At 70.7% G+C, this 21,239-nt stretch carries 23 protein-coding genes; 15 read left to right on the forward strand and 8 right to left on the reverse strand.

Annotated elements, in window-relative coordinates; translation table 11 throughout:
* Positions 1-436 precede the first annotated feature (436 nt).
* Positions 437-3,751 carry a S8 family serine peptidase gene (locus tag OG607_RS29725; RefSeq protein WP_405730050.1) on the forward strand — a complete coding sequence of 1,105 codons (3,315 nt, stop codon included), beginning with the start codon at positions 437-439 and terminating at the stop codon, positions 3,749-3,751.
* A gap of 78 nt (positions 3,752-3,829) precedes the next feature.
* On the opposite strand, the gene pepN is transcribed toward OG607_RS29725, so the two are convergent.
* The gene (gene pepN, locus OG607_RS29730) at positions 3,830-6,379 is read right to left on the reverse strand and encodes an aminopeptidase N (RefSeq protein WP_405730053.1); all 2,550 of its coding nucleotides are present in this window, start codon (positions 6,377-6,379) and stop codon (positions 3,830-3,832) included.
* Positions 6,380-6,517: 138 nt separating this feature from the next.
* On the opposite strand from pepN, the gene OG607_RS29735 reads away from it, so the two are divergent.
* The 3 genes from OG607_RS29735 (at position 6,518) to OG607_RS29745 (ending at position 8,492) form a co-directional block, all read left to right on the forward strand.
* Positions 6,518-7,162 carry a DsbA family protein gene (locus OG607_RS29735; RefSeq protein ID WP_405730056.1) on the forward strand — a complete coding sequence of 215 codons (645 nt, stop codon included), beginning with the start codon at positions 6,518-6,520 and terminating at the stop codon, positions 7,160-7,162.
* Positions 7,163-7,286: 124 nt separating this feature from the next.
* A complete protein-coding gene (locus tag OG607_RS29740; RefSeq protein ID WP_405730058.1) occupies positions 7,287-7,718 on the forward strand; it encodes a GtrA family protein in 432 nt (143 codons plus the stop codon).
* Between the two features lie 189 nt (positions 7,719-7,907).
* Entirely contained in the window at positions 7,908-8,492 is a 585-nt protein-coding gene (locus OG607_RS29745) for a biotin transporter BioY (protein WP_405730060.1), read from the forward strand.
* A 55-nt stretch (positions 8,493-8,547) separates the two neighbouring features.
* Here the strand turns inward: OG607_RS29745 and OG607_RS29750 are convergent, their stop codons facing one another.
* The gene (locus OG607_RS29750) at positions 8,548-9,273 is read right to left on the reverse strand and encodes a hypothetical protein (protein WP_405730062.1); all 726 of its coding nucleotides are present in this window, start codon (positions 9,271-9,273) and stop codon (positions 8,548-8,550) included.
* A gap of 177 nt (positions 9,274-9,450) precedes the next feature.
* On the opposite strand from OG607_RS29750, the gene OG607_RS29755 reads away from it, so the two are divergent.
* From OG607_RS29755 to OG607_RS29765, 3 genes are all read left to right on the forward strand, one after another.
* Entirely contained in the window at positions 9,451-10,968 is a 1,518-nt protein-coding gene (locus OG607_RS29755) for a protein kinase domain-containing protein (protein WP_405730064.1), read from the forward strand.
* 76 nt (positions 10,969-11,044) lie between these two features.
* A complete protein-coding gene (locus OG607_RS29760) occupies positions 11,045-11,536 on the forward strand; it encodes a ribose-5-phosphate isomerase (protein WP_405730066.1) in 492 nt (163 codons plus the stop codon).
* Between the two features lie 4 nt (positions 11,537-11,540).
* A complete protein-coding gene (locus OG607_RS29765) occupies positions 11,541-12,374 on the forward strand; it encodes an Fpg/Nei family DNA glycosylase (protein ID WP_405730068.1) in 834 nt (277 codons plus the stop codon).
* On the opposite strand, the gene OG607_RS29770 is transcribed toward OG607_RS29765, so the two are convergent.
* Positions 12,371-13,597, reverse strand: coding sequence for a GNAT family N-acetyltransferase (locus OG607_RS29770; protein WP_405730070.1), 1,227 nt, complete (start codon positions 13,595-13,597; stop codon positions 12,371-12,373). The genes OG607_RS29765 and OG607_RS29770 overlap by 4 nt on opposite strands.
* 108 nt (positions 13,598-13,705) lie before the next feature.
* Here OG607_RS29770 and OG607_RS29775 point away from each other — a divergent pair, with 108 nt between their 5' ends.
* The gene (locus OG607_RS29775; RefSeq protein ID WP_405730072.1) at positions 13,706-14,848 is read left to right on the forward strand and encodes a PP2C family protein-serine/threonine phosphatase; all 1,143 of its coding nucleotides are present in this window, start codon (positions 13,706-13,708) and stop codon (positions 14,846-14,848) included.
* Here OG607_RS29775 and OG607_RS29780 read toward each other — a convergent pair.
* On the reverse strand, positions 14,829-15,932 hold the full coding sequence (locus tag OG607_RS29780; RefSeq protein WP_405730074.1) for an acyltransferase family protein: 1,104 nt from the start codon (positions 15,930-15,932) through the stop codon (positions 14,829-14,831). The two genes, OG607_RS29775 and OG607_RS29780, sit on opposite strands and share 20 nt — an antisense overlap.
* 436 nt (positions 15,933-16,368) lie before the next feature.
* On the opposite strand from OG607_RS29780, the gene OG607_RS29785 reads away from it, so the two are divergent.
* A complete protein-coding gene (locus tag OG607_RS29785; protein WP_405730076.1) occupies positions 16,369-16,563 on the forward strand; it encodes a hypothetical protein in 195 nt (64 codons plus the stop codon).
* Positions 16,564-16,570: 7 nt separating this feature from the next.
* On the opposite strand, the gene OG607_RS29790 is transcribed toward OG607_RS29785, so the two are convergent.
* Positions 16,571-17,617, reverse strand: coding sequence for an asparaginase (locus OG607_RS29790; protein ID WP_405730078.1), 1,047 nt, complete (start codon positions 17,615-17,617; stop codon positions 16,571-16,573).
* Between the two features lie 82 nt (positions 17,618-17,699).
* Here OG607_RS29790 and OG607_RS29795 point away from each other — a divergent pair, with 82 nt between their 5' ends.
* Entirely contained in the window at positions 17,700-18,152 is a 453-nt protein-coding gene (locus OG607_RS29795) for an Lrp/AsnC family transcriptional regulator (RefSeq protein ID WP_405730080.1), read from the forward strand.
* Positions 18,153-18,254: 102 nt separating this feature from the next.
* Here the strand turns inward: OG607_RS29795 and OG607_RS29800 are convergent, their stop codons facing one another.
* A complete protein-coding gene (locus tag OG607_RS29800) occupies positions 18,255-18,617 on the reverse strand; it encodes an arsenate reductase family protein (RefSeq protein ID WP_405730082.1) in 363 nt (120 codons plus the stop codon).
* 35 nt (positions 18,618-18,652) lie between these two features.
* On the opposite strand from OG607_RS29800, the gene OG607_RS29805 reads away from it, so the two are divergent.
* Positions 18,653-19,012, forward strand: a complete 360-nt coding sequence (locus OG607_RS29805; RefSeq protein WP_405730084.1) for a nuclear transport factor 2 family protein — start codon at positions 18,653-18,655, stop codon at positions 19,010-19,012.
* 13 nt (positions 19,013-19,025) lie between these two features.
* Here OG607_RS29805 and OG607_RS29810 read toward each other — a convergent pair whose 3' ends face one another.
* Together OG607_RS29810 and OG607_RS29815 are read right to left on the reverse strand one after the other, a co-directional pair.
* On the reverse strand, positions 19,026-19,238 hold the full coding sequence (locus tag OG607_RS29810; protein ID WP_405730086.1) for a DUF397 domain-containing protein: 213 nt from the start codon (positions 19,236-19,238) through the stop codon (positions 19,026-19,028).
* Entirely contained in the window at positions 19,214-20,062 is an 849-nt protein-coding gene (locus tag OG607_RS29815; RefSeq protein WP_405730088.1) for a Scr1 family TA system antitoxin-like transcriptional regulator, read from the reverse strand. Before OG607_RS29815 ends, OG607_RS29810 begins: the two co-directional genes overlap by 25 nt.
* Before the next feature lie 119 nt (positions 20,063-20,181).
* Between OG607_RS29815 and OG607_RS29820 the strand changes: the two genes are divergently transcribed.
* The 4 genes from OG607_RS29820 (at position 20,182) to OG607_RS29835 (ending at position 21,124) form a co-directional block, all read left to right on the forward strand.
* The gene (locus OG607_RS29820) at positions 20,182-20,439 is read left to right on the forward strand and encodes a hypothetical protein (RefSeq protein ID WP_405730090.1); all 258 of its coding nucleotides are present in this window, start codon (positions 20,182-20,184) and stop codon (positions 20,437-20,439) included.
* Positions 20,436-20,714: a hypothetical protein gene (locus OG607_RS29825; protein WP_405730092.1), complete on the forward strand. Its 279-nt coding sequence runs from the start codon at positions 20,436-20,438 to the stop codon at positions 20,712-20,714. Before OG607_RS29820 ends, OG607_RS29825 begins: the two co-directional genes overlap by 4 nt.
* 10 nt (positions 20,715-20,724) lie before the next feature.
* A complete protein-coding gene (locus OG607_RS29830; RefSeq protein ID WP_405730094.1) occupies positions 20,725-20,895 on the forward strand; it encodes a metallophosphoesterase family protein in 171 nt (56 codons plus the stop codon).
* Between the two features lie 97 nt (positions 20,896-20,992).
* The gene (locus OG607_RS29835) at positions 20,993-21,124 is read left to right on the forward strand and encodes a hypothetical protein (RefSeq protein ID WP_405730096.1); all 132 of its coding nucleotides are present in this window, start codon (positions 20,993-20,995) and stop codon (positions 21,122-21,124) included.
* Positions 21,125-21,239: the final 115 nt, after the last annotated feature.

Raw genomic sequence — 21,239 nt, forward strand, 5'->3', positions numbered from 1 at the left:
GGAGCTCCCCCGAGACGGGTGCGGCGTACAAGGACGTCGTTCACCTGGATGGTTGGCACCCGGAGTGACCTTGCGGGCAACGGAAACGGAACGCCGGACGCCGATCTCGGGACATGGATCTCGGTGGATACGGTGCTTACCGAACTCTCCCCAGCCGGAAGGTTCGTGCTCATGTGCCGTTCATCGACGGTCTTGGGCGGCCAGGGGGATTGCCCTCGAATTCCGGACTGGACGGAGTGCGGGAGAACCCTCGGCCGCCGGTCCGCGCGCGGCATCGCCGCAGGCAGGAGCCCCTGAGGCCCGCTATCGGGCCGGAATCGGATATGGCGGATTCGCGTCATGTCCCGCTTACGCCACCGCAGGTACTCCCCAAACACAGGTCACGTACAGCAACCTGTGTGGTCAACCGGTGCCCAAATCTTGAACAAGGATGCCCATGACTCTCCAGCACACTCAGGCGAAGAGACGCGTAGCGCGAATAGCGCTCGCGGCGGGCCTCGTCGCCGCGCTATCCGCGACCGGCCCCGCCACCCTGGCCAACGCAGCGGGCGGCGGCGGAGGCATCGGCGGCACCGGTGCCGTACCGGCCAAGACCGCCGCCGACAAGCTGGGTTCGGACGATGCCGACCTCCTCGTCCAGGCCAAGGCCGACGGTGACAAGAACGTCACCCTGATGATCGCGACCACCCCGGGCAGCACCGAGCAGGTCGCCAAGCAGCTCGACACCGTCACGGGCGCGTCGGTTGGGCAGACGTACGACAAGCTCGGCTACGTCCGCGCGACCCTGCCCACCGGCAAGGCGGACGCGGCGATAGCCAAGGCGACGAAGCTGTCGTCGGTGCTCGCGATCGATCTCAAGCAGGAGATCCAGATCGACGACCCGACGCCGTCGGCCGACACGACCAAGAAGGCGGCGGCCTCGGCGGCCACCACCACGACGACGTACTCGGGCCCGAGCGCCAGCACCCCGGCGAAGAACCCCTACCAGCCGTCCTTCGAGACCGGCGCCGTGGACTTCGTCAAGGACAACCCCAAGGCCGACGGCCGGGGCGTCACCATCGGCATCCTGGACTCCGGCGTCGACCTCGCGCACCCGGCGCTGCAGAAGACCACGACCGGTGAGCGCAAGATCGTGGACTGGGTCACCTCGACCGACCCGATCACCGACAGCGACAACACCTGGCGGCCGATGCTGACTTCGGTCTCCGGCACCAGCTTCAGCTACGCCGGCCGTACGTGGACCGCGCCCTCGGGCTCGTACCAGATCACCCGCTTCCGGGAGAGCTACACCACCGGCGGCGACATGGCCGGTGACCTCAACCGCGACGGCGACACCACCGACATCTGGGGCGTGCTCTACGACCCGGCCGCCGGCACGGTACGCGTGGACCTCAACGACAACGGTGACTTCACCGACGACGAGGCCATGAAGCCGTACAAGGACGGCTTCCAGATCGGCTACTTCGGCACCGACGACCCGGCCACGCAGATCTCCGAGCGGATCCCCTTCGTCGTCCAGATCAAGAAGGACGTCAAGCTCGACCCGTACGGCGGCGACTACATCGGCAAGACCGCCGACTTCGTCAACATCGGCGTCATCGAGTCCGAGCACGGCACCCACGTCGCCGGCATCACCTCTGCCAACGGCCTGTTCGGCGGCAAGATGAACGGCGCCGCGCCCGGCGCGAAGATCGTGTCGTCCCGCGCCTGCACCTGGACCGGCGGCTGCACCAACGTCGCGCTGACCGAGGGCATGATCGACCTGGTCGTGAACCGCGGGGTGGACATCGTCAACATGTCCATCGGCGGCCTGCCCGCGCTCAACGACGGCAACAACGCCCGCGCCCAGCTCTACACCCAGCTGATCGACACCTACGGCGTCCAGCTGGTCATCTCGGCCGGCAACAGCGGCTCCGGTGCCAACACCATCGGCGACCCGGGCCTGGCCGACAAGGTCATCAGCGTCGGCGCCTCGGTCTCCAAGGAGACCTGGGCGGCCAACTACGGCTCGGTCGTGAAGCGGAAGTACAACCTCTTCCCCTTCTCCTCCCGCGGCCCGCGTGAGGACGGCGGCTTCGCCCCGATCATCACCGCCCCGGGTGCCTCCATCAACACCATCCCGACCTGGGAGCCCGGCGCCCCGGTCGCCGAGGCCGGCTACACCCTCCCGGCCGGCTACGGCATGCTGCAGGGCACCTCGATGGCGTCCCCGCAGGCCACCGGCGCCTCGGCGCTGCTGCTGTCCGCCGCGAAGCAGAAGGGCATCGACCTCACCCCGGCGAAGCTCCGCACGGCGCTGACCAGCACCGCCACGCACATCGACGGCGCCCAGACGTACGAAGAGGGCTCCGGCCTGATCAACATCGTCAACGCCTGGCACCTGATCAAGAAGGGCGTCTCCGCCCACGAGTACACCGTCAAGGCCCCGGTCGACACCGCCCTTGACCAGTACCTCGCCACCCCGGGCTTCGGCACCGGCCTGTACGACCGCGAGGGCGGCCTCAAGACCGGCCAGCGCAAGACGTACGACATCACCATCACCCGCACCACCGGCCCGGCAGGCTCGGTATGGCACGAGCTGGAGTGGGACAACAACGACGGGACCTTCCGCTTCGCCGGCTCCAGCAACGTCCTGCTGCCGCTGAACACCCCGGTCACCGTCAAGGTCGCGGCCAAGACGTACGAGGCCGGCCTGCACAGCGCCGTCCTGAAGGTCAACGACCCGAAGACGCTGGGCACCGACACCGAGATCATGACCACGGTCGTCGTCTCCAAGCCGCAGACCGCCCCGTCCTACGCGTTCAGCGCGGCGAGCTCGGTCGAGCGCAACAGCACCAAGTCCTACTTCGTCACCGTCCCCGAGGGCGCCAAGACCCTTGAGGTCGCGCTCGGCGGCCTCGCGACGGGCAGCCAGACCCGCTTCATCGCGATCACCCCGTACGGCGTCCCGGCCGACACGACCACGACGACGTTCTGCTACCCGAACTACACCACCACCAACGGCTGCAACCCCGCCCTGCGCTCCTACGCCGACCCGCTGCCGGGCGTCTGGGAGATCGAGGTCGAGTCGCGCCGTACGTCCCCGCTGCTCACCAACCCGTACGCGCTCTCCGCGACCGCGCTCGGCGTGAGCTTCGACCCGGAGACCCAGACCGTCGACGAGGCCACGGTCGGCACGGCCTCCCCGGTCAGCTGGACCGTAAAGAACAACTTCGCGCCCATCACCGGCGGTTCGCTCCAGGGCGGCCCGCTCGGCTCCGCCGCCAGCTCGCGCAAGTCCATCGCGGACGGCGGGAGCGAGGTCACCACGGTCGTCGTCCCCGAGGGCGCCTCCCGTCTCGACGTGGCGATCGGCAGCACCTCCGACACCTCGGCCGACCTCGACCTGTCGGTGTCCCTCAACGGCACGGTCGTCGGCTCGTCCGCGGACGGCGACTCGGAGGAGGCGGTCAGCCTCACCAACCCGGCGGCCGGTACGTACACCATCACGGTGGACGGCTACTCCGTCCCGGCGGGCACCACCGAGTACGACTACAAGGACGTCTTCTTCTCCAGCGCCCTCGGCTCGGTCAACGTCGGCTCCTCGCCGGTCACCCTGGCCAACGGCGCCTCCACCGCCGTCTCCGCCGATGTGCTGGTCGGCGCGGCCGCACCCGAAGGACGCCAGTTCTTCGGCGAGGTCAGCCTGCTCGACGCCGCCGGCACGGTCGCCGGTACGGGCAGCGTCCTGATCAGCAAGGTCGTCGGCTGAACCGTCGGCTGATCTGACCGCGTTACGAGAAGGGCCCGGGGTGATCGCTCACCCCGGGCCCTTCGTCATGCCGGTGCGCTACGCCGCCGCGTCCGCGGCCTGCGCGCGCAGCGCCCGCGCGAGGTCGTCCCGGGCCTCCGCCACGAGCCGCCGCAGCGCCGGCGCCGCATGCGCATGCGCGCTGAGCCACGCGTCGGCCGCGTCCAGGGTCTCCTGGCGGGCCTGGAGGACCGGGAAGAGCCCGCGCACGACGGCCATGCCGATCTCGATCGACCGCTCGGCCCAGACCCGCTCGATCACGGCGAAGTACTTGTCCGCGTAGGGCGCGAACAGCTCCCGCTGCCCCGGCTGGTCGAAGCCGGCGATGGTCGCCTCGACCAGGGCGTTGGACAGGGCGTCGGACTCCACGACCGTGGCCCAGGCCTGCGCCTTGACCGCCGCGGACGGCCGGGAGGCCAGGGCGCGCACCTGGTGGCGCTTGCCGGAGGCGGTGTCGTCGCGGGCGAGCTCGGCGGCGACGGCGTCCTCGTCGGCGGCGCCGGCCGAGGTCAGGGCCTCCAGGAAGGTCCAGCGCAGCTCCTGGTCGACCTCGAGCTCGTCGATGGTCTCGGCGCCGTCCAACAGTCCGCGCAGCACGCGCAGGTCGGCCTCCGACTCGGCGGCCGAGGCGAAGAAGCGGGCCCATGCCAGCTGGTGCCCGCTGCCCGGCTCGGCGGCGCGCAGCTCGCGCAGGGCGCCTTCGGCGAGCGCCTGGCCGCCCTGCGCACGCCAACCTGGCGCGGCGTAGTGGTGGAGGGCGGAGTGCGCCTGCGCATGCAGGGACTGCAGTACGCCGATGTCGGTCTCGGCCCCGGCGAAGCGCAGGACCAGCCCGATGTAGTCGCGTGCCGGGAGCAGCGCGTCGCGGGTCAGGTTCCACACGGCCGACCAGCACAGCGCCCGGGCGAGCGGATCGGTGACATCGCCCAGACCGCCGAGGACGGTGGTCAGCGACCGCTCGTCGAAGCGGGCCTTGCAGTACGTCAGGTCTTCGTCGTTGACCAGCACCAGGTCGGGCGCCTCGGCCCCGGCCAGCTCGGCCACGACCGTACGCGGCCCGGCCACATCCGCCTCGGCACGTGCGTACCGCTCCAGCGCGCCGCCCTGCGCACGCCGGTAAAGGCCGACGGCGACCCGGTGCGGCCGCAGCTCGCCGCCCTCCTGGCGTACGGCGAGCTCCTGGACGCGGCCCGTGGCCTCGTCGTACGACACCTCCGGTGTCAGCGTGTTGACCCCGGCCGTCTCCAGCCAGGCCCGGGACCAGGTGGCCATGTCGCGGCCCGAGGTCTCCTCCAGCACCGACAGCAGGTCGCCGAGCCCGGTGTTTCCGTACGCGTGCCGCTTGAAGTAGCGCCGCGCGCCCTCCAGGAAGGCGTCCCGGCCGGCGTAGGCGACGAGCTGCTTCAGCACGGACGCGCCCTTGGCATAGGTGATGCCGTCGAAGTTGAGCTTGGCGTCCTGCAGGTCGCGGATGTCGGCCGTGATCGGGTGCGTGGAGGGCAGCTGGTCGGCCCGGTAGGCCCAGGCCTTGCGGCGGTTGGCGAAGGTGATCCAGCCGTCGCGGAATCGGGTGGCCTCCACCAGCGAGAAGGCGCCCATGAAGTCCGCGAAGGACTCCTTCAGCCACAGGTCGTCCCACCAGCGCATGGTGACCAGGTCGCCGAACCACATGTGGGCCATCTCGTGCAGGATGACATTGGCCCGGCCCTCGTACGAGGCCTGCGTCACCTTGCCCCGGAAGACGTACTCCTCCCGGAAGGTCACCAGGCCCGGGTTCTCCATCGCGCCGAGGTTGTACTCGGGCACGAAGGCCTGGTCGTACTTCCCGAAGGGGTACGGGTAGTCGAAGTGGTCGTGGAAGAAGTCCAGCCCCTGCTTGGTGACGGTGAAGATGTCGTCCGCGTCGAAGTGCTTGGCCAGGCCCTTGCGGCACAGCGCGCCCAGCGGGATCTCCAGGCCGTCGCGCCGGTAGGTGTCCGTGACGTAGTGGTACGGGCCGGCGACGACACAGGTGATGTAGGTCGAGATCGGCTCGGTCTCCGCGAAGCGCCAGGTGCCGCCGGTGTCTCCCGTACGGGATTCCTCGGCGCCGTTGCTCCACACCGTCCAGCCCTCCGGGGCCGTGACCGTGAAGCGGTACGGCGCCTTGAGGTCCGGCTGCTCGAAGTTCGCGAAGACCCGGCGGGCGTCGGCCGGCTCGTACTGCGTATAGAGGTAGACCTCGCCGTCCTCCGGGTCGGTGAAGCGGTGCATGCCCTCGCCGGTGCGGCTGTACGCGCAGTTCGCCTCGACGACCAGCTCGTTGGCCTCCGCCAGCCCGTCCAGGGCGATCCGCGTCCCGTCGAAGACGGCCGCCGGGTCCAGCTCCCGCCCGTTGAGGACCACGGACTCCACGGACGGCGCGACCAGGTCCACGAAGGTGGCCGCACCCGGCTGCGCGGCCCGGAAGCGGATGGTGGTCAGAGACCGGAAGGTACGCTCCTCCGGCCGGACCGCCGAGCGCAGATCCAGCGCCACGTCGTACCCGTCCACGGACAGCAGTCCGGCCCGCTCGCGGGCCTCGTCTCGAGTCAGGTTCTCGCCGGGCACGCAGGGCTCCTCTGTGTCGTACATCTCGTCTTGTGGACGCTGGAATCCTCCCACGGGAATGCGTCCGGGCCCCGGCCGTGTTGCCCAGGTTCGGGGAAAAGCCATCCCTTGAAGCCGACCCTTGCCGAGGAGAACGCTGTGCCCGAGACGACCGACACGACGAAGACGCCCGCGGATTTCTGGTTCGACCCGCTGTGTCCCTGGGCCTGGATGACCTCCCGCTGGATGCTGGAGGTCGAGAAGGTCCGCCCGGTCGAGGTCCGCTGGCACGTCATGAGCCTCGCCGTGCTCAACGAGGACCGCCTCGACGAGATGCCCGAGCAGTACCGCGCCCTGATGAAGACCGCCTGGGGCCCGGTGCGCGTCTGCATCGCCGCCGAGCAGAAGCACGGCAGCGAGGTCCTCGGCCGCCTCTACACCGCGCTGGGCACCCGCTTCCACAACCAGGGCCTGGAGAAGGACCACGACACCATCGTCGCCGCCCTCGAGGAAGCCGGTCTCCCCGCCGACCTCGCCGACTTCGCCACCTCCGACGTCTACGACGCCGAGCTCCGCGCCTCCCACCAGGAGGGCATCGACAAGGTCGGCCAGGACGTCGGCACCCCCGTCATCGCCGTCCCCGGCCCCGACGGCGAGCAGATCGCCTTCTTCGGCCCCGTCGTCACCCCCGCCCCCAAGGGCGAGGCGGCGGCGAAGCTCTGGGACGGCACGCTGCTGGTGGCCTCCATCCCCGGCTTCTACGAGATCAAGCGGACCCGCACCGTCGGGCCCATCTTTGATTAGGCGACTTCGCCGCCGCTGCGCTCAGCCGCCTGGGTCGGCCGCTGACCGCGCGCTGACCGCCGTGTAGGCGGGCTGTAGGCGCGCGGTAGGCGTGCTGTCAGCGGGCCCCGGCACTGTCGGACGCATGGAGACCACAGCGCTCACCTCGTTCATCCGGTTCGTCGTCTGCGGCGGCGGCGTCGGGCTGCTGTCCAGTGGGTCGATGCTGCTGCTGACCGGGCAGATCCCGTTCGCCGTGGCCAACGCCCTGGTGTCGGTGGTCTCGACGTTGCTGGCGACCGAGCTGCACAGCCGCTTCACCTTCGGCGGCGGGCGGCGGGCGGGCTGGCGGGTGCACCTGCAGTCGGGGGCGACCCTGGCGGTCGCGTATGTCTTTACAACCGGCGCGATGCTGGCGCTGCGCGCCCTGCACCCGCAGGCCGGGCCGCTGCTGGAGCAGGCGGTGTACCTGGGGGCGTCGGGGCTGGCGGGGATCGGGCGGTTCGTGGCGCTGCGGCTGGTCGTGTTCGCACGGGGCGGTGCGAAGGGTGAGCCGGCAATGGCGCTGGCCGCGTAAGGGCTTGTTGGGAATCAACAGCCCGCCGTGACCGGGATCACGTATCACGGCTGGTGGTTGTGTGGGACCGGCCAAGGCGGCGATCACGTCTTTGTCGCAGGCTGACAGTGATCGGTGCCCGGTCGGCGGGATAGGTTCACGACGAAGCTATCTGTGAAGCTGTCTGTCCCGACCTCTGGGGAGAATCTGTTGAGCACCGCCGCCGCTGTCGCACGCCCGAACACCGTCCTGGCCGACCTCCTCCCCGCCTCCCGCGTCCGGGACGCGGCCCTCGTCCTCGGCGGGGCGGCCCTGACCGGCCTGGCCGCGCAGCTGTCCGTCCCCGTGCCCGGCTCGCCGGTGCCGGTGACGGGGCAGACCTTCGCCGCGCTGCTGGTCGGCACCGCGCTGGGCGCCCGGCGAGGGTTCGCCGCGCTGGCGCTGTACGCGGTGGCGGGCGTGGCCGGGATGCCGTGGTTCGCGGACGGCTCGTCGGGCTGGGGTGCGCCGAGCTTCGGCTACATCCTCGGCATGATGCTCGCCTCGGCCGCCGTGGGCGCCCTGGCCCGACGCGGCGCCGACCGCGGTGTGTGGCGGATGGCCGGGGTGATGGTGGTCGGCAGCGCGATCATTTACGCGGTCGGAGTGCCGTACCTGGCGGCGGCCGCGCACCTGTCGCTCGGCCGGGCGGTGTCGCTGGGCCTGACGCCGTATCTGCTCGGCGACGCGCTCAAGGCGGCGCTGGCGATGGGCGCGCTGCCCGCGGCGTGGAAGCTCGTCGGACGCCGGGGCTGACGGTCGGCTGGTCGACAGCGGAGTGAAGACCAGCCGCCCGCTCATTCCGTAGAACTCACTCGTGGCGGCGGCGCGGCCTGCGCGTCGTCGCCCAGATCCCCGCCGCGCCCGCCGCGAGCAGCAGCAGACCGCCGGCCAGCGCGATCGGCAGCCCGGCGCCGGGGGCGCCGGTCTGCGGCAGGCTGGAAGGGCTCGGGGAGACCGAACTGTCCTGGCCGGTGGGCACGTTGTTGGTGCCCAGCAGCAGCGGGGTGTCGGGGGCGTTGGGAGTGGGCTTGGTGGTGCCGAAGGGGACCGGGCCCTGCTGCCAGAGCAGGGTCTCGGAGGTGCCGAGGGTGACGGGCAGGCAGATCTTGCCGGCGCTCTGCAGGTCGTAGGTCGCGGAGATCCTGTACGTCTTGCTCGCGCCGGCGGCGAGCGAGCTGATCTGGCAGTAGTAGCCGCTGTTGGAGGGTGCGGGGCGCTTCGCCTTCGGGATCTCGGCGCAGCCCTCCACGCCGGTCACCTTCAGCGCGTCGAAGCCGACGACCGACATCACGATGGCCGGGGTGGCCTTGTCCCCGTTGTTGATGATCTTCGCCGTGATGGTGGTGGTCTCGGTCTTGTTGTCCACCGAGATCTGCGACGGCAGTTCGGTGTTCACCTTGATGTCCGCCGGGGTGCTCGGGCCCGGCGAGCCCCCCTGGCTGCTGCCGGGCGTCGGATCCGCCGCGGCCGCCGTGTTCGTCGCGGCCGCCGTGAGCAGCAGCGACAGAACAGCCGTGGCCCCTGACAGATACATGCGAATTCGCTGATGGCTGTGGCGCATTGAACCTCCCCCTGATTGTTGCTCTATGAAGAGGTACCACAAGATTCGCCCCATCTATGCTGTGATGGTGGCAAGTTAATACTTCCGTCCTGGTCGTGGTGGCATTGGTGCGGTTCATGGGCAATTCCTCCCGTAGTGGGGAGACAGGGAATGGTGGGAAACACGAGCGGTGAGGTCCGGGGCCGTCTGGTCGTGGGCCGTTACCGCCTCGGCGGGTCGATCGGCCAGGGCGGCATGGGCCGGGTCTGGCGGGCGGTCGACGAGGTCCTGGACCGCCCGGTCGCGGTCAAGGAGATGCGGATCGACGACCTGGAGGCCGAGGACGCCCGGATCCGGCGCGAGCGGGCCATGCGGGAGGCGCGCGCCACGGCCCGGATCGACCACCCGAACGTGGTGCGGGTCTATGACGTCGTGCAGGAGAACGACCGGCTGTGGATCGTCATGGAGCTGGTCGACGGCCGCTCCCTGGAGCAGATCCTCGTCGCGGACGGGCCCGTCGCCGCGCCGGAGTCCGCCCGCATCGGCCTCGGGCTGGCGGCGGCGCTGCGCGAGGTGCACGCGGTCGGAGTGCTGCACCGCGACATCAAGCCCGGAAACGTACTGGTCGAGGCGAGCGGCGGCCGCGTCGTCCTCACCGACTTCGGCATCGCCGCGATCCAGGACGCCGCCGCGCTCACCATGGTCGGCATGCTCGTCGGCTCCCCGGACTACATGGCCCCCGAGCGCGTCGAAGGCCGCCGCCAGGGCCCGCCCTCCGACCTGTGGTCGCTCGGCGCCACCCTCTGCGCCGCCCTCGCCGGGCATTCCCCCTTCGCCCGCCCCACCACCCTCGCCACCCTGCACGCCGTCCTCTACGAAGAGCCCCAGCTCCCGCCCGAGGCCGGCCCCCTGCGCGACACCCTCGCCGCGCTGCTGCGCAAGGACCCCGAAGCCCGCCTCACCCTCGACGAGCTGTGCGCGGCCCTACGGCCCCTGGCCGACCCGGTGCCGGTCCCCCCGGAGGCCTTGCCCGAGGCCGGGCCCGAACCCGAGGACGCCGTCCCGCCCGGCTGGCTGCGGGAACGGCGGAACCGGCGCCGCCGCCTCGCGCTGGGGGCCGTCTCAGGCGTCGCCGTGGCGGCCGTCGCGGCGACGGTCGTCGTCCTCACCGCCGGGCACACCGGCACCCGTGAACCCCAGGTGCTGGGCACCAGCCGCCCCCCGGCGAGCAGTTCGGCCCCGGCCGCGACCGTCTCCCCGTCCGCCCCCGCCGCAGGGACCCGTAATGAGACCGGCTTCAGCTGGGTGCCGCCGGACAGCTGGACGCGTACCGCCAAGAGCCCGTCGAACATCCACTACCACTCGCCGGACGGCACCCAGGAGATCGCCGCCTCCTACGCCCTCGCCGGCGGCGGCGATCTGCTGACCCAATGGCAGCAGGCCGAGGCCGGCTCGCACGACGTGCCCGACTACCGCAAGATCCGCCTCGAACGGACCACGTTCCGCGGCAAGCCCGGGGTGGTCTGGGAGTACACCTTCACCGAGAACGGCACACCGATGCGGGCGCGGCAGCTCGGCTTCACCTCCGGTGGCAAGACGTACCAGCTCAACATCTGGTTCGCCGCCTCGGTCCGGACCGCCGCGCTGCGCACTTACGACTCGGTGACGGCTTCCTTCACCCCGCTCTGACCGCCGCCGGAGGCAGTGGCGGTGTCGGCGGCCCCCGGATCCCGGATTCCCGCCCCGCCATGTCAGACTCTTGGCCATGCGCGTGTACCTCGGCTCCGACCATGCCGGCTTCGAACTCAAGAACCACCTCGTCGACTGGCTCACCGCCAACGGCCACGAGGCCGTCGACTGCGGCCCGCACATCTACGACGCCCAGGACGACTACCCGCCCTTCTGCCTCCGCGCCGCCGCGCGCACCGCCGCCGACCCCGACGCCCTCGGCATCGTCATCGGCGGCTCCGGCAACGGCGAGGCCATCGCCGCCAACAAGGTCAAGGGCGTCCGCGCCGCGCTCGCCTGGAGTGAGGAGACCGCCTCCCTGGGCCGCCAGCACAACAACGCCAACGTCATCAGCATCGGCGGCCGCATGCACACGGTGGACGAGGCGACCAAGTTCGTCGAGGTCTTCCTCGCCACGCCGTACTCCGGCGAAGAGCGTCACACCCGCCGCATCGAGATGCTCGACGCCTACGAGACCACCGGCGAGCTCCCCCCGATCCCGGCCCACCACCCGCGGCAGGACGGCTGACACCGTGCCCGAAGGGCATACGATCCACCGTCTGGCCGCCGACCATTTCGAACGGTTCGGCGGCCGTCCTGTGCGCGCGAGCAGCCCGCAGGGCAAGTTCTCCGACGGGGCCGCCCTCATCGACGGCCAGGTGCTCACCGAGGCCGAAGCCCACGGCAAGCACCTCTTCCTCGGCTTCGCCGCCACCGGCTGGGTCCACATCCACCTCGGCCTCTTCGGCAAGGTCGGCTTCGGCCCCGCCCCGGCCCCGCCGGCCACCGACACCGTACGGCTGCGCCTGGCCAACCCCGGCTCCTACGTCGACCTGCGCGGCCCCACCGCCTGCGAGCTCATCACCGACGCCGAGAAGCAGGCCATACACGACCGCCTCGGCCCCGACCCGCTGCGCCCCGGAGACGACCCCTCCAACGACCCCGCCAAGGCCTGGGCCCGGATCTCGCGCAGCCGCACCACCATCGCCGCCCTCCTGATGGACCAGAAGGTCATCGCCGGCGTCGGCAACGTGTACCGGGCCGAAGTCCTCTTCCGGCACGGCATCGACCCCTACCGCCCCGGCCGCGACCTCACCCGCCCCCAGTGGGACGCCATCTGGGCCGACCTCGCCGCCCTCATGCGCGAGGGCGTCCGCCTCAACCGCATCGACACCGTCCGCCCCGAGCACACCCCCGAGGCCATGGGCCGCGCCCCCCGTGTCGACGACCACGGCGGCGAGGTCTACGTCTACCGGCGGGCCGCCATGCCCTGCCACATCTGCGGCGCCGAGGTCCGCACGGCGGACCTCGCCGGGCGCAACCTGTTCTGGTGCCCCGGCTGCCAAGACTGCCAGCCTGCGCCCTAGAACCCGTGGGGCAGCCAGGGCGCGAGGTCGCTGCGGAACGCGACCGCCGCCTCCGCGAGCGCCCCGCCCCGCAGTTCGCGGACCCGTCCCGCCCGCGCCAGCGCGCTGAGCGAGAAGCCCCCGAGATACGCCGAGCCCAACTCCCGCACCGACAGGGCGAGATCCGCCGGGTCCGCGGTCCGGACGCAGACCGCGCCCTTCGGGTCGCCGCTGAGCCGCCACCGCCCCTCGTTCCAGGGACAGAAGGAATCGGCGACCTCAAGGACGACATCCACCGCCGACGCGTAGGTCCGTGCCTCCAGTGCCGCGCCGACATTCACCAGGCGGGCGAAGAGCCCCTCCTGGGTGCCCACCCCGCACCGTCCGACATCCGAGACCAGGTGCAGCACCGGATCGTCGGCCGGCCGGTTGGAGGCAACGACCTTCGAGGTCAGGTCGATCCCGAACAGATAACGCCAGAGCGCCGCACGGACCACCGGATCCAGCGCGTCGAGATCGCGCACGATCACCGTGCCGTCCGGCCCGCGCGGCCCCCACTCCGGCTTCACCGCATAGCGCGCGTACCCCCGCACCTCCCCGTCCACCTCGGCGAGCACGCACTGCCGTTCGCTCGCTCCCCTCCGGGTGGCCGGTGGGTCGACCAGGGCGTGGCGCTCCCAGCCCGGCCGGCGGGCGAGCAGCCCGGGGCGGCCGGTCACCAACTGCCCGTAGACGGCCTCGCAGGCCTCCAGGCCCTCCTCCAGGCCGACGAGGCGCAGCCGTACGCCGTCGACGCCGTCCGGCAGCGCCAGCCGCACTCGCGTCGTGTCGATCTCGACCCCTACTTCCTCGCTGGCCACCCCGTACCCGAACCGGCCGTAGATCACCGGCTCGGAGGCGGTCAGCACCGCGAGCGCCTCACCGCGCTCCCGTACGTCGTCCAACTGCCGCCGCATCATGGAGGTCAGCACTCCGCGCCGCCGGTGCGTGGGCCGGACGCTCACGCAGGTCACACCGGCCGCCGGTACAAGTGCGCCACCCGGCACCGACAGCCGGAAGGAGAAGGCCGAGGCGCTGCCGACGATCGCGTCGCCGTCCCAGGCGGCTATGGACCGCTCGGGCTCGTTGACGGCCTTCCAGTACGCCCGCTGCTCGTCTACGAAGCTTCCGCCGAAGGCGCGGTCGATCCCGTCGAACCAGCTCTCCCACTGCTCGGGCTCAAGATCCCTCAACTCAACAGTCATGACCCCTCCCTAGCACCCGGCCCGCCGCCCGTGCGACCGTATTTCACCGGCCAATTCGGCCGCCGCGAATCGACGCACCGGCGAATCGCTGGGTAGGGTCGCCGGAACATGGCACAGCGCGCCGCGGGAGACAGCCCGGTGGCCCGGTGGCGTAGGACGCTGCACCGGGCCCGAGTCGGCGTGCGCAAGACGGGCGTCGACTACTTCCGCGGCGAGGGCTCGGACTGGCTGATCCTCTCCGTGCTCCTGCTGAGCGTGCCCACCATCGCCTGGGGCACCGTGGCCAGCCCCGTGTGGTGCCCGCCGACCACCCTCGTGCTCCCGATCCTGCTCGGCGGCCTGCTCCTGCGCCCTTCCAGCCTGCTCCTCCTCTACGCGGCCTCGGCGGCCGCCCTGGTGGTGGAATCGGCCAGCTTCGCCCCGTACGTGAACGGGCTCGGCCCGGTCACGCCGGGCGTGGTGCTCGTGGTGAGCGCGGTGGCCTTCGCGGGGCTGCTGATCGCGCAGTTCCGCAGCCGGGTCGGCGTGCCGTGGCGGGGCGGCGGGACGATGCTGTTCGACCTGCGCGAACGCATCCGCGTACAGAGCCGGCTGCCGATGCTGCCGCCGGGCTGGCATGCCGAGATGGCGCTGCGCCCGGCCGGCGGGCAGTCCTTCTCCGGCGACTTCGTGGTGGCCACCCGCACCTCCGGCGGCCGGGTCCTGGAGGCCGTCCTCACCGATGTCTCCGGCAAGGGCATGGACGCCGGGTCGCGCGCGCTGCTGCTGTCCGGCGCTTTCGGCGGCCTAGTGGGGTCGCTGCCGCCGCACGCGTTCCTCACGGCCGCCAACGGCTATCTGCTCCGGCAGAACTGGGACGAGGGCTTCGCCACCTCCGTACACCTCGTCCTGGACCTGGAGTCCGGCGACTACGAGCTGCTGTCCGCCGGCCACCTGCCCGGCGTCCAGCTCAGCTCCGGCACCGGCCGCTGGGAGGAGAAGGCCGCCGAGGGCCCGCTGCTGGGCATCTACGACGGGGCCGAGTTCCACGGCGTGAAGGGCACCCTGCGCTCCGGCGACGTGCTCCTGCTCTTCACCGACGGCCTGGTCGAGGCCCCCGGGCGCGACCTCTCCGAGGGCATCGACCGGCTCATCGGCGAGGCCGACCGCTATGTGGCCCACGGCTTCCGGGGCGCGGCCTGGCAGTTGATCGAGGCCGTCGCGAAGAACGTCAACGACGACCGGGCGCTGCTCATAGTGTGCCGGGACTGACCACCGCTCTGGCATCCGCTCTGGCGTTCGCCCTGGCATCCGGCCTGACATCCGTCCTGGCATCCGGCTGGGCGTCCGGCTTCCTGAACGCCCACCCCATCCCCGGCTCGACCACACACCGGAACACCCGCCGCACCGGTGCCGTGCACAGCGCCGTCACCACCGCCGCCGCCGCGACCGTCACCGCCACCTCGCCGGGCGCGCTGCGCAGCCAGCCGTACGTGTCGAACCAGCCCGCGTAGCCCGCGCCCTTGATCAGCAGCCCGTGCAGCAGATAGCCGTACAGCGTCCCCGCGCCCAGCGCCGTGAACCACATCCGGCGCTGCGGCACCCACGCGAGGAAACACACGGTGAGCAGGACCGACACTCCGAAGAGCGCGGCCGTTGCGACCGGGCCGACCCACCACGGCTCACCGATCTGCTGCGCGCTCCTGTGGTGGTAGAGCCACCCCGCGTCCATGCCGGCCCCGGCCGCCCAGTACGCGAGCGCGAGGGCTCCGAGCACGACCGGTACCGACAGGATCCGGATTGCGCGCCTGCGCATGACGTGGAAGTGCTCCGGCTTCATGCGCAGCCCGAGGACGAAGAACGGCATGAACTGCAGGACGCGCTGCAGGTCGAGGGCGCCGCCCATGCCGGGAGAGGTCGAGGCGAGCGCGGCGATCACGAGGGCGAGGGCCAGCGGGTGGCGTACGACCCGCCAGAGCGGGGTGGTCAGCCGCCAGATGAAGAGCGCGAGAAGGAACCAGGTCAGGTACAGCGGGTCGATGAGGCTGAAGGGAGGGTTGGGGGCCTCGCCGGCCGTCAAGTCGAACAGCGAGTAGACGGTCTGGAAGACGAGGTACGGGACCGCGACACCGGTGATCAGCCGCTTGACGCGGTCCGGCCGGAGGTCGAAGTTCCGGGAGAAGTAGCCGGAGATGACGATGAAGGCCGGCATGTGGAAGGCGTAGACGAAGAGGTACAGGCCCTCGATGGTTCTGCTGTCGCTCTTGAGCAGGTCCCAGGAGTGACCCATCGCCACGAGGACGATGGCCAGGTACTTGGCGTTGTCGAAGAAAGCGTCACGCTGTGTCGGCCTCACCGCGTCCGGTCTGCCCGGGGGACGTTCGTCCCCGCGAGGGGGGAGTGTGTCCGCGGTCTTCGCGGTCTTCGCGGTGTCCGCGGTGGTCGCGGTGGTCGTGGGTGGGGGCGGGAACGTCTGGGGCACCATACCGAGCGAGCGCTTCCTCGTGGATTCTTCCCGGGAGTCGGGATATCAGCTCGGCTACCCGGGCATGCGGCGTCTACACGCTGTCCGTTTGATTGGTAAATGTTCCCCCATATAGCGCTTGAAGGGGGCATTTCGCCCACCCCGGCCGGGAACTGGTGAGGCAATTAAGTGTGTTCGGGGAGGGGTTGGGAAATACTCAATCCCGAAGGCCCGCAATTGCCGGTATGCCCCCCCGGGGGTCACCGTGTCAGTGCTTGGTGGGACGATGGACGACGCTGAGGCGTTCCGACCGAGGATGTGATCGGCTGTGGCCATCTCACTGTCCGTAGTGCTGTTGTTGGCGATCGTCCTGATCGTCATGATAAGAGGCAAATCACTGAAGGCCGGGCCGGCCATTGTGGCCATCCTGTTCGGCTTCTTCCTGGCCTCCACAGGGATGGCGCCCTCGATCAGCAAGTTCCTGAACTCGCTGGCCGACTCCATCAACTCGATCAACTTCTGAGCCGGCGTCAGGCGGCTGCGGCTGTCTCGGCGGGCGCCTCGGGTACATCGGATGCCTCGGGTGCCTCCACGATCCGGCGCAGGGCGTCGGCGCGCTCCTGAGGGCTACGAGCCGTCAGCAGCGCCGCCAGTACGGCGATCCGGGCCTGCCCGGCCCGCAGCTCCCCCGTCAGTACCGCGCCCGCCTCCGCCAGGTCCACCGCTCCGCCGCCGGTGTACATCGGCGCCACCGGCCCTGCCGCCACCCGCGTGCTCACCGCGACCAGCACCCCGGCCGCCACGGCCCGCTCCACCGCGGCCACGAACTCGGGCGTCGCGTTGCCCGCCCCCGTACCGACCAGCACGATGCCCTGCGCGCCCGCGCCCAGCGCAGCCTCGAACAGCACCGGGTCCGCGTCGACGTGATGCATCACGACATCCACCCGCGGCGTGCGTACGGCCGTCTCGGGAACCGGCAGCACCTCCGCGCGCCCCCGCGGCTGCCCCCACGCGATCTCCCCGAACTTCACCCGTCCCAGCGGCCGCCCCGACGGGTCGGCGAACGCGCCGCGCGGGTCCAGCGTGTGCACCTTGAGCGTGCCCCGGGCGGCGTGCACGAAGCCGCCGAACGCGATCACCACGCCGATGTCCCGGCCGGTCGCCGCCGTCAGCATCGCGTCGTACAGATTCCCCGCCGCGTCCCCGTCCACCGAGTCCAGCGGCAGTTGCGCTCCCGTGAACACGACCGGCCTGCGGTCGTGGTGGTGCAGGTCGAGCAGGAAGGCCGACTCCTCCATGGTGTCCGTGCCGTGCGTCACCACGACCCCGTCCACCGACGGGTCCGCGAGCACCTCGTGCACCGTGCGCAGCAGCTCCAGCTGGTGCGCCGTCGTCAGCTGCGAGCTGTTCACCGTGAACAGGTCCCGGACGCTCACCTCCACGCCCTCGGGCACCGCGCTCCCCGCGAGCACCTCGTCGCCGGCGGCCTCCGCCGCGTACCCGGTGCCCTGCCAGCGGCTGGCTATGGTCCCGCCGGTGCCGATCACGACGACGCGCTTCACGCTTCCCTTGCTCATACAACAATGATATGTGGAAAGTCGAGCGATTTGCTGCCAATCTAAGCGCGTAGACCGGCCACCTGTGGTGGATACTGCCACCATGGACGCCATCGACAGAGCAATCTTGCGCGAACTCCAGGCCGACGGCCGTCTCACCAACCAGGAGCTCGCCGCCCGCGTCGGCCTCACCCCGTCCCCCTGCCTCCGTCGCGTCCGCCAACTGGAAGAGGACGGCGTGATCCGCGGCTACCGCGCCGTCGTAGACCCCACCGCCCTCGGCCGCGGCTTCGAGGTCTTCGCCTCCGTCGAGGTCCACCGCGACCGCGACTCCGTCGCCGCCTTCGAGTCCCAGGTCCAGCGCATCCCCGACGTCATCGAGGCCTACCGCCTCTACGGCGCCCCAGGCTCGCTCCTGCGCATCGCGGTCGCCGACAGCGAAGCCTTCGAGCGCTTCTGGACGGACAAGCTCATCGCCCTCCCCGGCGTCAGCGACGTCAACTCCCAGATGATCATGAAGCGCATCAAGTCCCCCGAAGGCCTCCCCATCGACTAGGCCCTGTCCGGGCGATCACGGGCGCCCGCCGCGCCAGCGGCTGATGTCACAGCGGCGGCGAAGGGGGCCGTTCATGATCGCCCGGACAGGGCCTAGCCCCCGCTATCCCCGCCCCAGCGCATCCCGCACCGCCTCCTCACTCCGCCCGATCACCGCCGACCCGTCCTCGGCGGTGATGATCGGCCGCTGAATCAGCCGCGGATGCCCCGCCAACGCCTCGATCCACCGCTCGCGCTCGCGCGCCTCCCGGGGCCAGTCCTTGATCCCCAGCTCCTTCGCCTCGGCCTCCTGCGTACGCACGATGTCCCACGGCTCCAGCCCCAGCCGCCCCAGCACCGCCCGCAGCTCCTCGGCGCTGGGCGGATCCTCCAGGTAGCGCCGCACGGTGTAGGCAGCGCCTTCCTCGTCCAGCAGCTTCACGGCGGCTCGGCACTTCGAGCATGCGGGGTTAACCCAAATCTCCATGGCGTGCACCTTAAGACGGCTGCGACACTGCGCGGGTGACCGAGACGAGTGCCGCCACGGTGATCCACAACCACGTGCAGGCCTTCAACGCCCGCGACCTCGACGCCCTCATGTCCGGATTCACGGACGCCGCCCTCTGGATCACCGGAAAGACCGCTGCCCGAGGCCGCGCCGAAATCGCCGAACTCTTCTCCGAAGCGATGACGGGACTGCTGCCCGAACTCACCGTGCACACCCTGCTCGTCCAGGGGGACCAGGCGGCCTGCCAGATGACCGAGACCCTCACGGTCGGCGGGAGGACGGAATCCTTCCCCATCGCTGCCTTCTACGTGCTGCACGACTCCCGGATCGCATCCGCGAAGATCTACCGCGAGGGAAGCGCGGAGATCGGCTGAAGCCGGTCAGCCGTCAGGCGATGCGGCCTGCCCTCACGCCCGCCACGAACGCAGTCCAGGAGGCAACGGGGAAAACCAGAGCGGGGCCTTGGGGCTCCTTGCTGTCGCGTACGGGGACGATGCCGGGGATGCCGTCGGCGACCTCGACGCAGCTGCCGCCCTCGCCGTCGCTGTAGCTGCTCTTGCGCCACGGCGTGGTGCTCAGGTCGTGCTCGGTGGTACGCATGGTGCGAAGTCCTCCATCGCCGATTCGATCAGGGCGAGGGACGCCTTCTGTGGGAGCGCGGCGGCCCTGACGAGATCGTAGGACAGTTGGACCTTGGCGACGAGAGCCGGATCTTCGATCAGATTGCCCGTCTGCGGCCCCTCGGCGTATGCCACCGGCGGGGCGTCGTCGAAGGCCATGAGCGTGGTCATCCCGTTGAGCGCGGGCACCCCGCACGAGAACGGCAGCACCTGCACAATGACCCGCTCCCGGCGCGCCAGATCCACGATGCGCCCCAACTGTTCCCGCATGACAGCCGGTCCGCCCACCGGCCGCCGGATGACGTTCTCGTCCAGAACGAACCACAACAGAGGCTCGGTTGGGTCCTCCAGCTTCGCGGCGCGGCCCGTACGAGCCGCGATCAGTTCCTCGATCCGCTCGGCCCTCGCCACCGGCTGGGCCGCCCGGAACACCGCCCGCGCGTAAGCCGCCGTCTGCAACAGCCCCGGCACGAACATCGACGCGTACTCGCAGATGCTCCGCGCCATCGCCTCCAGCTCAGCCGCCGCCTCGAACTTCTCCGCGTGCCGCGACACCTTGTGCACCATCCGGCACAGCCGGGAGAAATGCTCACCCGTCCCGAAGATCTCGTCCAGCTGCTTGGCCATGTCGAGCTGGGGCCTGCGCGTGGCCGCCTCCAACTGCCCGATGTACGCCCCCGAGCAGTACAGCCGCTCGCCGAGCCTGTCCTGCGACAGCCCGGCCTCCTCCCGCTTGAGGCGCAGCTCCGCCCCGTAGAACGCCCTCGGTGATGCGTACGGATCCAGGTCCTTGGGATGTGCCACCAGCAACGCACCTTTCCTGCATCGCGGTTGTTGAGTCCCGCCTCCTGTCAAAGGTATCTCCGGAGGGCAACGCTATGTGCACCGAACGTAACTGACGACCAACGAGCGAGGTAACCACCGTGCAGACCAGACGACGACACGAGATGACGAGTCAGGGCAGTGGCGGCCCGTACGCCCCCTCCCTGGGCACCCTCGCCGTGGACACCGACCGCGACCGCGTCGGCGTCGTCACCGGCTGGGACGGCCGTCAGGTGACCCTCAGGGCCCCGGCCGGCGGCGAGGAGTGGCGGGCTTCGGCCTTCCGCCCGGCAGACGCCAACGACGAACTCCGTGCCCGCGTGGCCGAGGCCAACGCGGCCGGGCGGTGGTTCCGATGAGCCCGACCCCGCGAACAGTCATCCGCGCCGCCGACTGGACCCTGCGCGTGGAGACCGCCGAAGGCGCCCCACAGGCCATCTACTCAGCCCTGTGCATCACCTGCGGCGCCGAATCACCCGCCGTCGACGACACCCGGCTCCCCATCGAGATCTGGACCCTCAAGCACACCGGCCTCAACCCCTCCCACCGCCAGTTCCAGCCCCGCACCCTGGGCTTCTGGCGCGTCGACCCAGCGCCCGGCAACCCCTACGCGGAGCGTCGGCAGCGGATGTAAGGATGCCGCCATGCATCCTGACGTCGAACGCATCACACTGATATCGGACGTTCACGGGAATCTGACGGCACTCGAAGCGGTACTCGACGACATCGACGCCCGCGGGATCAACCGGATCTTCAACCTCGGCGACTACGTGGGCAAGGGACCGCGCGGCCGGGAAGTCGTCGACGTGTGCTGAACGACCCCACCCCGGATCCACCGCCGCCGCTCCCTTCTCCCTGCAGTTCGTACGCGTCCCCTACGACGTCGAAGCCGAACTCGCCGTGGCCAGGGCCATGGGCCTGCCGGAATTCGACGGCTACGCCTCCGAGCTGCGTCACGGCATCTACCGCGGCGACCTCAAGACCGGCAAACCGCCCCGCTACCACCGTCGAAGCGCACTCACCAGTCGCGCCACTCATCGGTGATCTCGTGCGCGCCGATACCGTTCCTCGCCGCGAGAGCGGGGATGTCGATGCCGTGCTCCTCCAGCGTCCTGTCGACCGCATTTCCCGAGGAGGGCGCGCGGAGGTTCCGGGTACT

It is taken from the genome of Streptomyces sp. NBC_01537, from assembly GCF_045040445.1.
In the GTDB taxonomy this organism is placed as follows: Bacteria; Actinomycetota; Actinomycetes; order Streptomycetales; family Streptomycetaceae; genus Actinacidiphila.